13 protein-coding genes are annotated in these 12923 nt (G+C 65.3%); 8 read left to right on the top strand and 5 right to left on the bottom strand.

Annotated features, from left to right (window positions below; genetic code table 11):
• Positions 1-61 precede the first annotated feature (61 nt).
• Positions 62-448, bottom strand: coding sequence for an SHOCT domain-containing protein (locus tag VUN84_08685; protein ID XAS65682.1), 387 nt, complete (start codon positions 446-448; stop codon positions 62-64).
• A 516-nt stretch (positions 449-964) separates the two neighbouring features.
• Between VUN84_08685 and VUN84_08680 the strand changes: the two genes are divergently transcribed.
• The 7 genes from VUN84_08680 (at position 965) to VUN84_08650 (ending at position 8110) form a co-directional block, all read left to right on the top strand.
• Complete coding sequence (locus tag VUN84_08680; protein XAS65681.1) at positions 965-1915, top strand: MBL fold metallo-hydrolase; 951 nt, start codon at positions 965-967, stop codon at positions 1913-1915.
• Positions 1912-2388: an NUDIX domain-containing protein gene (locus tag VUN84_08675; GenBank protein XAS65680.1), complete on the top strand. Its 477-nt coding sequence runs from the start codon at positions 1912-1914 to the stop codon at positions 2386-2388. Before VUN84_08680 ends, VUN84_08675 begins: the two co-directional genes overlap by 4 nt.
• Before the next feature lie 89 nt (positions 2389-2477).
• Complete coding sequence (locus tag VUN84_08670; GenBank protein XAS65679.1) at positions 2478-3002, top strand: hypothetical protein; 525 nt, start codon at positions 2478-2480, stop codon at positions 3000-3002.
• A 137-nt stretch (positions 3003-3139) separates the two neighbouring features.
• Positions 3140-3778 (top strand): thymidylate kinase, encoded by a 639-nt coding sequence (locus VUN84_08665; GenBank protein ID XAS65800.1) that lies wholly within the window; start codon positions 3140-3142, stop codon positions 3776-3778.
• A 380-nt stretch (positions 3779-4158) separates the two neighbouring features.
• Complete coding sequence (locus VUN84_08660) at positions 4159-5031, top strand: M20/M25/M40 family metallo-hydrolase (protein ID XAS65678.1); 873 nt, start codon at positions 4159-4161, stop codon at positions 5029-5031.
• A 104-nt stretch (positions 5032-5135) separates the two neighbouring features.
• A complete protein-coding gene (locus VUN84_08655; protein ID XAS65677.1) occupies positions 5136-6824 on the top strand; it encodes an alkaline phosphatase D family protein in 1689 nt (562 codons plus the stop codon).
• Positions 6821-8110 carry an LssY C-terminal domain-containing protein gene (locus VUN84_08650; GenBank protein ID XAS65676.1) on the top strand — a complete coding sequence of 430 codons (1290 nt, stop codon included), beginning with the start codon at positions 6821-6823 and terminating at the stop codon, positions 8108-8110. Before VUN84_08655 ends, VUN84_08650 begins: the two co-directional genes overlap by 4 nt.
• 46 nt (positions 8111-8156) lie before the next feature.
• Here the strand turns inward: VUN84_08650 and VUN84_08645 are convergent, their stop codons facing one another.
• The 3 genes from VUN84_08645 to VUN84_08635 form a co-directional block, all read right to left on the bottom strand.
• Positions 8157-8480, bottom strand: coding sequence for an FGGY-family carbohydrate kinase (locus VUN84_08645; protein ID XAS65675.1), 324 nt, complete (start codon positions 8478-8480; stop codon positions 8157-8159).
• Positions 8481-8671: 191 nt separating this feature from the next.
• Positions 8672-10135, bottom strand: a complete 1464-nt coding sequence (locus tag VUN84_08640; GenBank protein ID XAS65674.1) for a YdiU family protein — start codon at positions 10133-10135, stop codon at positions 8672-8674.
• Positions 10136-10144: 9 nt separating this feature from the next.
• On the bottom strand, positions 10145-10459 hold the full coding sequence (locus VUN84_08635; GenBank protein ID XAS65673.1) for a hypothetical protein: 315 nt from the start codon (positions 10457-10459) through the stop codon (positions 10145-10147).
• A 439-nt stretch (positions 10460-10898) separates the two neighbouring features.
• Between VUN84_08635 and VUN84_08630 the strand changes: the two genes are divergently transcribed.
• Positions 10899-12548 carry an MFS transporter gene (locus VUN84_08630; protein ID XAS65672.1) on the top strand — a complete coding sequence of 550 codons (1650 nt, stop codon included), beginning with the start codon at positions 10899-10901 and terminating at the stop codon, positions 12546-12548.
• Here VUN84_08630 and VUN84_08625 read toward each other — a convergent pair.
• Positions 12526-12906: a VOC family protein gene (locus tag VUN84_08625; GenBank protein ID XAS65671.1), complete on the bottom strand. Its 381-nt coding sequence runs from the start codon at positions 12904-12906 to the stop codon at positions 12526-12528. The genes VUN84_08630 and VUN84_08625 overlap by 23 nt on opposite strands.
• Between the last annotated feature and the right edge of the window lie 17 nt (positions 12907-12923).

Genomic DNA, 12923 nt, shown 5'->3' with positions numbered 1-12923 from the left:
GGCTGGACCACGGGAGCACGGGAGCACGGGAGCACGGGAGCACGGGAGCACGGGAGCACGCTCAGGCGAGCACGCTGCTCTTAATCTTGTCGAACTCGGCCGGAGTGATGGTTCCCGCGTCCAGCAGCGCCTTGGCTTTGGAGATCTCCTCGCTGGGGCTCGCCGAGGCCAGTTTCCGAATGTGGTTATCGGCAGCCTCCGGCTCCTGCCGTGCCCTCGTCAGGGACCTCATGGTCATGCCCCTCCCGCGCGCAATCAGGTACACCAGCACGCTCACGAAAGGAAAGACGGCCAGCAATACGATCCACACGGCTTTCACCCAGCCGCTCAACCGCTGGTCGCGGAAAATGTCGCCTACGACGGCGAACAGCGCATAAAGGAAGGCGAGGAAGGCGTAGACGCTAAGGAACCACCAGAAGATGTCCCAGAAGTTCGCCCAGTAACTCATGTGGCTTCCCTACCTCCCAGTGATGCGGCTCGTGAACCTGCGCGCAACCCGCGCGAGGGAACCAAGGAACGGCCGGGTCATCACGGTCAGCCTGACCACTCGCCGGTACAACCAGTCTCGGCGCTGAGCCATAGGTGGTTCCTCATCCGCGCGGAGTGAATTGCCGGCCGGGTGGCCCGCATGCTCCCGCCGGTCCCACTGTGTGATCCGCCCGGTGCCATGGACATCAGATTCACCCTCCCCGATTTGGCCCGCAGGGTGTTGAATAGTAGTGAGTCCGCGTACGCGTATGGCGAGGGTCAGCCTCACCAAGGTTGCCGGAACTGGGCGTTTCCGGCGCGGGACGGGGTCGGCGGTGCTTGAGAGCCCTCTGAGACCGGGGTTCTCTCCCCCAGCCGCCGTCGGCCCTTCGGGCCTGAGCCCAAAGTAGGGTACTTGTATGAAGGTATATACCGTTGTCCCGGACCCGGCACCCGGCCATGATTTCTTTACTGTCCACGGTCGATGGCCTGCGCGGTGACGGCTCTGGACCTGAACGTCCGCTGGTACGCGGGGGTACGGCCCGGCCGGCGCAATGAAGCGCCGCCCATCCAAGTCCACCACGCCGCGACGAACACCGTCTTGCTCCGGCAGAACATTACCGACAACTTCGAGGCGCCCTTTCTTTACCTGCTCTTCGGTGATGAACGCGCACTGCTCCTCGATACGGGCGCTACTGGGGATCCCACCAGATTCCCCCTGCGGGAAACCGTCGACATGCTCATGGCGGGGTGGCTGCGCGGGCATCCACGGGAGGGGTACGGGCTCGTCGTAGCCCACTCGCACGCCCACGGGGACCATGTCGCTGCCGACGGACAATTCAGCGACCGCCCCAACACCTTGGTCGTCGGACACTCAACGGAAGAGGTCGCCGCGTTCTTCCGTCTCGACTGGCCGCAGGGCACAGCCAGCTTTGACCTGGGCGGACGGGTGCTGGAAGTGATTCCGACGCCGGGCCACCATCCTTCCGCCGTCGCCTTCTACGACCGGGACACCGGCATCCTGCTGACCGGGGACACTGTCTATCCCGGCCGGCTGTATGTGCAGGACTTTCCGGTGTTCGAACGGTCGCTGCGGGTTCTCAGCGACTTTGCTGCAGCCCGTCCGGTCACGGCTGTTCTCGGCGCCCACATCGAAATGCCGTCCCGGCCATTCCGGGACTTCCCGCTCGGCTCAACCTTTCACCCTGACGAGTCGCCTCTTCCCATGACTGCCGGGGATCTGCAGGCAATACGGGACGCTGCTGCCCGGGTTGCCGGCCACCCCGGAGCACACCGGTTCGCCAACTTCATCATCTGGAACGGGCCGTGCCGGCGCGAGTCCGTGGCGCAGTCTCTCCGGCTCCACCTGAACCGGGTCTTCAAGCGGGTGTACGCTCCGGAACTCAACCCCGGATCCGGCTCTTCCGGTCCAAGCCAACGCCCATGACCGTCAAGAGCGCAGGCATTCTGCTGTACCGCCGCGGAACCGGCGTGGAGCTGGACGTGTGGATAGCCCATATGGGAGGACCGTTCTGGGCGCGCAAGGATGCCCGTGGCTGGTCGATTCCGAAGGGCGAATACCTCCCTGAGGAGGACCCCCTGGCCGCCGCCCGGCGCGAGTTCGCCGAGGAAACGGGTCACCCTGCACCCTCCGCCGCATACTTCTCGCTGGGGGCTTTCCGGCAGCCTTCAGGCAAGGTGATCACGGTCTTCGCGGCCGAATCAGACGTCGCACCCGCGAGTATCGTGAGCAATACGTTTCCGCTCGAATGGCCAAAGGGATCCGGCACAGTACGGGACTACCCGGAAATCGACGCCGCCGATTGGATGCCGGAGACCGAGGCCCGAATCAAGCTGGTCCGCGGGCAGTTGCCGATCCTCGACGCGCTTGTCCGGCACCTGGAAAGCCTTTCCACCTGACGGCTGGCCCCGGGCGCCTCCTTCGCTGTCGCAGGCCAGTGCCGGCCAGGCGCCAGTCGGCGGCACTACCAACCAGAGAGAGGGCTTCGATGAACGCCACTGAACTGTCCGGCCAGCGCGAACCCTCGGCCCGCCAACGCGCGGAGAGCCTTAAAGAGCGCGTCTATATCAGCTTCACCAGCCTGGCCGTGGTGTTGGCTCTTCGCAGCCACGCGGACGAGACGACGCCCGGCGCCGCGGCGGCCACCCTCAGCATCGTGGTCGTCGGTTCCTTGTTGGGGATCTTCGTCGCCGACCTGTTGAGCCACCTCACGGTTCACGCGAAGCTTCCCAGCGGTCCCGAACTGCATCATATGATCGCCGTCAGCACCGAAGCCCTCAGCGTCCTGGTGACTCCGCTCCTGCTCCTTGCCGCGGCCGGCCTTGGGCTCTGGTCGACACTTGTGGCTCTTCAATGGTCCGTGGCCATCCTCGTTATCACGCTGTTCGTTATCGGCTACCTGGCCATCCGCAGACTCAAGCTGCCGGCCCACCACAAGGCCGTCATTGTGTTTGCTGAAGTGCTGTTGAGCTTGCTGGTCATCGGGCTCGAGTTGCTGGCCCACAACCTCTGAGCACGGCCGCACGGAGGCCTTCAATGCGAATCCACTTGAGGCGGTCGTGGCCAGCAGGGGATCAAGCAGCACCCTCAATCGTTGGGACAGGTAGTGCACTGACATCCGGTCCTGACGAAGGAGGCTTCTTGCTGATCGTGCTCACCGGCATTGACGGCTCGGGAAAGACGACGGCCGCCCGGGACTTGGTCCTCGCTTCGCGTCAGACCGGGGAGGGCGCCCTTTTTCTGGGAAATTATGCAGGCCGCCGTACGATGGCGCTGGTCAGCGCCTCACTGGGGGTCCGGCTTCCGCTCCGGCTGGCAGATTTCGTCGAAACCGTGGTCCGTACCTGCAATGTCCTTTTGTCGCACTGCCGCGCCAGGAAGTTCCGGGGCTTGGTGGTCATGGACCGGCACTTTCATTGCCAGCTCGCGCTGCGCAGCATGCACGGGCTTCCCCGCGGGCGTTTCCTGCCGTTTCTTATCAAAGCCCTCCCACCGCCAGACGTGGTGATTTATCTGGAGATTGACCCCCGCGAGGCACATGGCCGGGTCATCGCGCGGGGCACGGACACCGAACGCCTGGAAGACCTCGAGTCCCTGCACCGCGCGTATCAATCACTTCCCGAGTTCGCCCGCATCATCAGCGTTCCGGCGACCGGCACGCCCGCCGAGGTACTCTGCCGACTGCAGGCCGCCATCGGAATTGTCCGCGTCAACGCGGGAGGAGGATCCGCCGCAGGAGTTCATGCGGAAGCCAACTCGCACAGCAGTTTCACAGCGAAGGAATATTGAACATACAGCCATACCAACAAGAATGATGGCAGCTGAGAGGGTCTCCCACGGATCCAACAATGACCGCGGCGGACCGGGGCTCAGTGGGTAGCGTCCAACTCTTCGATTTAAAACGGACTAATGACGGGTTTCCCAGCATGTTGACTCTGCGCAAGCACCTACTTCCGTCGGTCCTGGCCGTCCTGCTGTTGTCAGCGACCGCCTGTACCTCCGAATCCGCGGCGGGTGCACCGCCAAGTTCCCCGTCAGATCGTGAGACCAGCAAACGATCCAGCGGGCCGACCAGTAAAGCCGAAGCGTCCAAAGAGACGGCTTCGCGGTTGGAGCCTGCGGGTGGGGTGGATGCGGGGGCGGTGTTGGCGGCGTTTCGGGGCCGGGATATGGGGGTGCATCTGGAGGCGTTGCAGCGCATTGCCGATGATAATGGCGGGAACCGGGCGTCGGGGACGTCGGGGTATGAGGCGTCGGGCCGGTATGTGGAGGAGCAGTTGCGTGCTGCCGGGTTCACCCCGGTTCGGCAGACGTTCTCGTTCCGGGGTGAGGGGAGGAACCGGAAGCAGGTGGAGAGTTTCAACATTATTGCCGATACCGGCGGGAGCGCGGAGCACACGGTGGTGGTGGGCGGTCACCTGGATTCGGTGCGGGAGGGGCCGGGCATTAACGATAACGGCTCCGGGGTCGCGGCGATCCTGGAGATTGCCCGGTGGATGAAGGAGACCGGGTTTACCCCGGCGAACCGGATCCGGTTCGCGTTCTGGGGCGGTGAGGAGGATGGCCTGTACGGGTCCGAGCACTACGTTGATGAGTTGAGTACAGCGGAAAAGGGCCAGACCATGGCGAACCTGAACGTGGACATGATGGCGTCCCCGAACGGGGTGCGGTCGGTGCATGATGGTGACGGGTCGGAGTTTGGCGACGCGGGCCCGGCCGGGTCGAAGCAGATCGAGGAGGTGTTCCTCGGGTTCTTCCAGGCGAATTCGCTGCCGGCGGAGAGCACGGTCTTTGATGGCGGGTCCGATTACGATCCGTTCCTGCAGGCCGGTATTCCCGCCGGCGGGTTGTTCAGCGGCGATGTGGAGGAGAAGACCCGCGCCCAGGTGCAGTCTTTTGGCGGGGTTGCGGGCAAGGTCCTGGATTCCTGCTACCACCAGGCCTGCGACACGACCGGCAATATCGACGCGGTCCTGCTCAAGGACATGGCCGCCGCCCTGGCCTACGCCACCGCAACCTACGCCCTGGCATCCCGGCGCTGACACCCCCGCTAACCCGGCCCCCACCCCGGCGCCGCGCCGGCGGGCCCGGGCACCATTTCCGGCTGACCATGGCAGCGTCCGGGCCGAGCAGGTACAAATGAGACATGACGACCTCACCCTTGGTGCTCGGCCCGATGATGCGCTACGTGGATGAGACTTCGGCCAGCGTCTGGGTCGAGACCCGTGCCGCTGGCAGGGTTTCTGTACGCGGCGGAGACACGTCCTGGGAGGCCGCAACTTTTTCGGTCCACGGACACCACTACGCGTTAGTGGAGCTGGAAGGACTTGAGCCCGGGACCGTCACGCCGTACGTCGTCGAGGTCGACGGAACCGAGTCTTGGCCCGATCCCGCGTCGGACTTCCCGCCGCCGGCCGTTGCGACGCTGCAGACGGGCAAACCGCTGCGGATGGCCTTCGGCTCCTGCCGGACAAGTGTCCCGCATGATGCGGCCGGTAACCGCACCCACGGTGTGGACTCGTTGCGCGCGTACGCCCTGCGGATGGCCTCCGGCGGTGACTTGCCATGGCCGGACCTGATCGCTTTCCTGGGGGACCAGGTCTACGCGGACCTGACGAGCGGGCAGATGCAGGAGTTCATCCGCACCCGACGCGATATCACCGAACCTCCCGGGGAGGAACTGAAGGACTACGACGAATATGCCCACCTCTACTATCTGGCGTGGTCAGACCCGACCAACAGGTGGTTGCTCTCCACCCTGCCCAGCGCCATGATCTTCGACGACCACGACATCCGCGATGACTGGAACACCTCGCACAGCTGGAAGAAGAAGATGGAGGCCACGTCCTGGTGGCATGAGCGGATCGTCGCGGGGCTTGCCTCGTACTGGGTCTACCAGCATCTGGGGAACCTGTCGCCGGAGGAACGGGCGTCGGATGCCGTCTGGCAGCAGATCAAGGCGCACACTGGCGACGACGAGATTGACATAAGCGCGGAACTTGACAGGTTCGCGGACCGGGCCGACCAGGACCCGCAGTCCTACCGATGGAGCTACAGCCGGGACTTCGGGGACACCCGGCTGATCGTGGTGGACTCGCGCGCCGCCCGGGACCTGGCGCCAACCCGCCGCGCCCTTGTCGATCAGGCCGAAATGGCCTGGCTCGACGGCCGGTTGCGGGGTGGTTTCCGCCACCTACTCGTGGCAACATCTCTGCCGTTTCTGCTGCCGATGGGTCTGCACTACGTCGAATCCTGGAATGAATCGTTATCCCAGGGCGCCTGGGGGAAAGGCGCAGCCCGGGTGGGCGAGAAACTGCGCCAGGCGCTGGACCTGGAACACTGGGGCGCCTTCCAGAACAGCTTCCGGGAGGTCGCGGCCATGGTGGCCGATGTTGCGGACGGCAAGCGCGGGCCTGCACCGGAAACCATCGCTTTCCTCTCCGGGGACGTGCACTACTCGTATGTATCCGAGGTGGAGCGCTCCTCGGGCAGCCGGATTGTGCAGGCCGTCTGCTCCCCCATCCGCAACCCGCTTCCCCGGCTGATGAGGTCCTTCGCGGCCGTCATGTCCTACGGCCTGGCAACGCCGGTGGGGGCCTTGGTGGCGCGCTCCGCCAAAGTCCCGGACCCGCCATTTCGTTGGTCCGGGATCAAGGGCCCCTGGTTCGATAACAACCTTGCCAACCTGGAAGTGTCGTCGGAGGGGCTGAAACTGTGGTGGCAGACGGGGGTGGTTCATGACGGAGACCACCTGCACCCGCACCTGGAACGCGTGGCCTCCATCACGGTGTCTCCGCGGGCAGCCAGGCGCCCCGGCGAGGGGCCGACGCCGTGACCACAGCGGAGCGCACGTCCGGGCGGGGCCAACACCCCAACCCGGACACGGACACCGTGCTGGACACCGGATTGTTCGTTTTCAGCGGCGTGGCCGCCGTCTGGCTGGCGACCATCCTGCTTGAGGAGAGCCTGCAACGGGGCAGGTTGTGGTTCGCGATCGTTTTCTGGGCCGTCCTCGCCTATCTGGTGCTGCCCCGGCTGCACCGGATCCTGACACGCATCTACCTCCCCGACTACTTCATTGGCCGGGCCCGGACCAGCGACGGACTGTTGGGGGACCCGGTCAACCTTGCGCTGCTTGGGACCGACAACCACGTCCATGCCGCCATGCGACGATCAGGCTGGACGCTCGCCGACGACGTCGACCTGGCCAGCAGCCGGCGGATCATCACCGCAACCCTCACGCGCCGAAGCTACGACGAAGCACCCGTCAGTCCGCTCTTCCTCTTCGGCCGGCAACAGGACTTCGCCTACCAGCAGGAGGTCGACGGCAATCCCGGCAAACGGCACCACATCCGCTTCTGGCGCTGCCCGCCAGGATGGGTGCTCCCGGGCGGAGTCCGGGTTGATTGGCTGGCGGCCGGAACGTATGACCGCGCGGTGGGGTTGTCCTTGTTCACACTCCAGATCACCCACAAAATCGAGGAGAACACCGACGACGAAAGAGATTACGTGCTGGCCTCCCTGCGGCGGGCTGTCCCCGAAGCCGGCGTCGTGGTGCTCCGCGATTTTTCCACCGGCTACCACGCACGTAACGGTGGTGGTGACACCATCTCGACGGACGGGCACCTGCCGGTGGTCGACTTGACGCGGGTCAAAGGGGCCAGCGCGGACGGCCAACGCCCACGGACCGGCAGTCGAAGCACGCGCCCGGCTCCCACGCTCTTCGGCGGTTGCCTCGTCTTCCTCCGTGGCATCGCAGCCGTCGTCCTCGCCGCGTCAATGCTGCTGGGCGACGCCTCCGCCGCTACGGCGACGACAGCCGACGAGCCGCTGCCGGTCACCGCCACCGTCATCGCGGTCTTTGGCTTCGGTGAGATGCTGCTGGCATGGTTCATCCTCAGGGGCGGAAACCGTGCCAGGGACACTGCCATGCTGCTGAGCGTTGTCGCTATTACCGCACAGGCCGCAGCCGTGCTGAACGGCGGCCCCCGTGTCACCTTCGAGACGAACCTTGTCGGACTCTCCCTGGACATCCTCCTGATCATCGCCCTTTCCAGCCAGCGGTCCCGCACCTATGCCCGGAGTACCGGTCCGGGGTCACCTACCCCGGACCGGGCGTGACGGGCGGCAGCACAGAAGTGCGCCGCCGGCAACCAGCTTCCTCAGCTCAGCCAGTCCGCCCTGGACAGCACCAGCGGCACGGGCCCGAACCAGCACGTTCCCAAGGGCAGTGGCTTCGACCGGCCCGGCGACGACGGCGACGGCCGGTGAGCCGTTCGGCCTCGCTGATGGTCCTGGCATAACCGGCCGCGAGGCTGTCCAGGATGCAGCAAACGACCGCCTCGGGCTCGTCCGGAACGACGGCACCGGTTTCGCGGGCTGCGGCGCGGATCCGCTCGGGCATGTTGCCGGGGACCGAGAATGCCGGGTCGTCGGCGTTGACCTGCGGTCTGCCGGCCGGCAACGCTGCTGCGCCGTCCAGCAAGGGCACCCAGTCACTCCGTGCGGCCCTGGGCCGACCAGGCCCGCTGGCATTTGCTAAGCAGCCAGAATTCGCCGACGATGCGCAGGTAGCTGTGTCGTGCGAGCCGACCGCGACCACCTCGGTCTCCGCCGGCAAACCAAGCTGCGCGCTCCGGGGCCGACGGCAGCTGGCCGCCGAGGGGCAGGAGCAGGCCCGGTTCAGGTTCCGCAGAATGTCCGGTACGCGCCGAATTCCGGAGGTGCCGCTGCCGCGTACCTCTCCTGGCCCGGACGCGCGGCATAGGGGCTGGTCACGGCATCAAGGAGTCGTTGGAACGGAACCAGGTCTTCCTCCGTAGCGGCATCAAGCGCCTCCTCGACCAGGTGGTTCCGGGGGATGTAGACGGGGTTGACCCGGTCCATTGCGTCGGCATCGGGGCTCACGGCGGCCCATTGCTCCGCCCACGCGGTGAACGCCGCCGGATCCGAAAACATGTTCCGCGCGGGATCAGAGTTGCCGCGCGCGGCTGCGCCGAGGTTCCGGAAGAAGGAGGTGTGGTCGGGCTGGCCCTCCTGGAGGAGTCCAAGCAGCCCGTCAATGACTGACGCTGCCACGTCGTCGTCCAGGTCGTCGGCAAGGCCGATTTTAGCCTTCATGCCCGTCGTCCAGGCGGCGCTGTACTGCTGGCGGAACCTGGGAAGAGACTCCTGCGCGAGGACCACCGCCTGCTCCTGATCGTCGTGCAGCAGGGGCAGAAGGGCCTCCGCAAGCCGTGTGAGATTCCATTCTGCGATAACGGGCTGATTGCGGTAGGCGTAACGTCCGGTCTCGTCGATGGAGCTGTAGACCGCGGCGGGGTCGAAGGCGTCAAGGAAGGCGCAGGGACCGTAGTCGATGGTCTCACCGGAGATCGTCATGTTGTCAGTGTTCATGACGCCGTGAACGAACCCGACCAGCATCCACTGAGCCACCAGGGACGCCTGCGCGGCCATCACCGCTTCGAACAGGGCGAGGTAGGGGTTCCGGGCCCCGGCAGCGCCGGGGTGATGGCGCATTATTGCGTGGTCCGCAAGGCGGCGCAACAGCTGTAGGTCACCCGTGGCGCGGGCGTACTGGAAGCTGCCGACGCGCAGGTGGCTGCTGGCGACCCGGGTGAGCACTGCTCCTGGCAGCATGGTTTCGCGGGCAACGGGGCGTCCCGTGGCCACCACAGCGAGCGACCGCGTAGTGGGGATCCCCAGCGCGTGCATGGACTCACTGATGATGTATTCCCGAAGCATCGGACCGACAGCGGCCTGGCCGTCTCCGCCGCGGGAGAAGGGGGTGCGTCCGGAGCCTTTGAGATGGATGTCGCGGAGGCGTCCGCCGGCGTCCGTGATTTCACCCAGCAGGAGAGCACGCCCGTCGCCGAGCCGGGGGGCGAATCCACCGAACTGGTGGCCAGCATAGGCCTGTGCCACCGGAGTGGCGCCGGAGGGGACCAAATTGCCGATCAGGAACCGCACCCCGTCCGGCCCCGTAAGATACGAAGGGTCGAAGCCGAGCTCCCTGGCCAACGGCTCATTGAGAACCAGAAGCCGCGGGTCCGGTGCCACCTCCGCCTGCCAGGGGATGGACATCTCTCCCAGCTCGGTGGCAAAGAGGCCGTCAAAACTGATGGTGGATTCGGCTGCGGCAGTCATACCCCAAGATTATCCCGGGGAACCGCCGGCAACCACTTCCTCGATGGCCACCGTCTCTACGATTCTGGTGGACGGCTCACCCACCAGTGACGGCGCCGTCACTCCGGTCTTCCACGTGTCGTTCTGCAGCCGCCCCAGGAAGTCCACCGCGGCTTCCTGCGTATCAAAGTCCATCTCCAGCATCACGTAGTCCTGCTGGTCAAGCGGGCGGGAGATCCGGTATGACCGCACCCCGGAGGCCTGACGGTTTAGCGGATCACTGTCGAATGCGCTCCTCCACATGCCGAAGTCCCGGACCCGGTGTTCAATCTGCAGCGTAATCATGGACCACTCCTGACGACGGTTCTTGAGGCCCCACTCTAGGTCACGAAGGCCACCCGAAGTAAGGTGCGGTTCCCTGTTGCCTTATGTCAGTACCAACGAGAAGGGTCACATCAAGGGTGTGCCGGCCGGTCAAAGCCACCAGCTCGTCCAGAATCAACCTCTTCGCAGTCTTCGACGACTTCGCATAATCTGTGGCGTCCTTCTGCGTGATTTCCCTACGCGTTGCCATTCGACAGGTCCATCCCTCATCGTCACCGCCGTGCCCGAAGCGGCCCGCGATTTAGCGAGCGTTTCTCAAAGGAGGCATGCACCCGGTTTCGCGAGCACTATAGGTGAGTCACCGCGGGTTCTTGACAGTGCGCCCGGGTGCGCGGAGCATGGCGTTCATGCGCGCGAGGACGTCGGGCACACGCGACTGGCTGGAACCGTGAGTTCCGGGGTGTCAACCACGGCCCGGAGAGGCTCCGGGCTAGTGCTGGGGGTGCTGGGTAGCGGCCAGTTCCTGATGACGCTGGACAGTTCGGTGATGAACGTTTCGATGGCCACGGTGGCCGCCGACCTCGGAACGACGATCACCGGCATCCAGACGGCGATCACCCTCTACACGCTGGTCATGGCATCACTGATGATCACCGGCGGCAAGGTGGGGACCATCCTCGGGCGCCGCCGGGCGTTCGCGCTGGGTTTGGTCATTTACGCGGTCGGCTCGTCGACCACGGCGCTGGCCCCCAACCTCGCCGTTCTTCTCATCGGTTGGTCCCTCTTTGAGGGGATCGGCGCTGCCCTGATCATGCCCGCCATCGTCTCGCTGGTCGCGGCCAATTTTCCGCCGGAGCGCCGCGCCGCCGCCTACGGACTTGTGGCTGCGGCAGGCGCCATGGCGGTCGCCGCCGGCCCGCTGATCGGCGGCGCCGTGACGACTTTTGCTTCCTGGCGGTATGTCTTCGTCGGCGAAGTCGTCATGGTCCTGCTGATCCTGCTGGTCCTGCGCCGGGTCGAGGACATTGCTCCGGCCAAGGTCCGGCTGGATCTGGCGGGTTCCGGATTGTCCATCCTCGGACTCGGAACGGTCGTTTACGGCGTGCTGCGCTCCGGCGAGTGGGGCTGGGTACAGGCCAAGCCGGGAGCACCGACTCTGCTTGGCCTCTCCCCCGTTGTGTGGCTGCTGATCGGCGGGATGCTCGTCCTGTATCTGTTCCTGCGGCGGACCACGCACCTGGCGTCTGGAGGTGGCGACCCGTTGATCGACCCCGGGCTGTTTCGAAACGCGCGTCTCACCGGCGGCCTCAGCGTCTTTTTCGCTCAGTTCCTGGTGCAGGCCGGGGTGTTTTTCACCATCCCGCTCTTCTTGTCCGTCGTGTTGGAACTGAGCGCGCTGGAGACCGGAATTCGGATCTTTCCACTGTCAGTTGCCCTGATACTGGCCGCCGTCGGCATCCCCAAGGTCAGACCGCAAGCCAGCCCCCGCCGCGTGGTGCGGCTGGGGTTCTTCCTGATGATCGCCGGCATCCTGGTCCTCGTGGCCGGGATGGACCCCGGCGCGGATGCCCGCATTGTCGCCGTGCCCATGCTGCTCATGGGTTTCGGGCTGGGGGCTTTGTCGTCCCAATTGGGTGCTGTCACGGTCTCCGCCGTACCGGACTCCCAATCGGCAGAGGTCGGCGGGTTGCAGAACACTGCCACCAACCTCGGGGCTTCCCTGGGCACCGCGCTGATCGGGTCGGTGCTCATCGCCACCCTCGGCACCTCACTGATGGCAGGTATCCAGGACAATCCCGCCGTTCCCAGCCAGGTGCAGGACCAGGCTAAGGTCCAGTTGGCCAGCGGCGTCCCCTTCCTGTCCGACACCCAGCTGCGGGGCGCGCTTGATCGCGCCGGCGTAGACCAGACGACGGCTGATGCCGTCATGTCCGTCAACTCCGTCTCCCGGCTGGACGCCCTGCGGACGGCTCTTGCCCTGAGCGCGTTGCTGGCGATCGCGGGATTGTTTATGACCGGCCGGCTCCCTGGCGAGGCCGTCAGCGCTCAGGAGCGCCCGCCCGCTGCGCTCACCGCCGAGGCCGGAACTATTGGCCCTGAGACAGATTGAGAATGTTGCCCTCACTGTCGAGGAACCACGCGGCCTTGCCAACCGGCGTCGAAGCTATGCCGTTCTCTGTTTTCAGACCGGGAAAATCGTACTCCTCGAAGACAACACCGCGGGCGCGCAGGTCTTCGACCTCGGCCTCGATGTCGTTTGTTTCCCACCCCATCTGGGTGTTCTTGGCACTCCCGGCATTGCCCGTTTGATAGAGAAGGAACGCCGTGCCTGTGCCGCAGCGGTATATCAGGTTTTCCTCGTCCATGGACTCCGCCGGCTCCAAACCGAGCACGTCGCGGTAGAAGTTACTCGCCCGGACGATGTCCTTCGCAGGAAGGACTGCTATGACATCAAGATCCTTCAACATGATGGTTTCTCCCTTTT

This window comes from Micrococcaceae bacterium Sec5.8 (genome assembly GCA_039636775.1).
In the GTDB taxonomy this organism is placed as follows: Bacteria; Actinomycetota; Actinomycetes; order Actinomycetales; family Micrococcaceae; genus Arthrobacter.
This window is presented reverse-complemented; position numbering and strand designations above follow the sequence as displayed.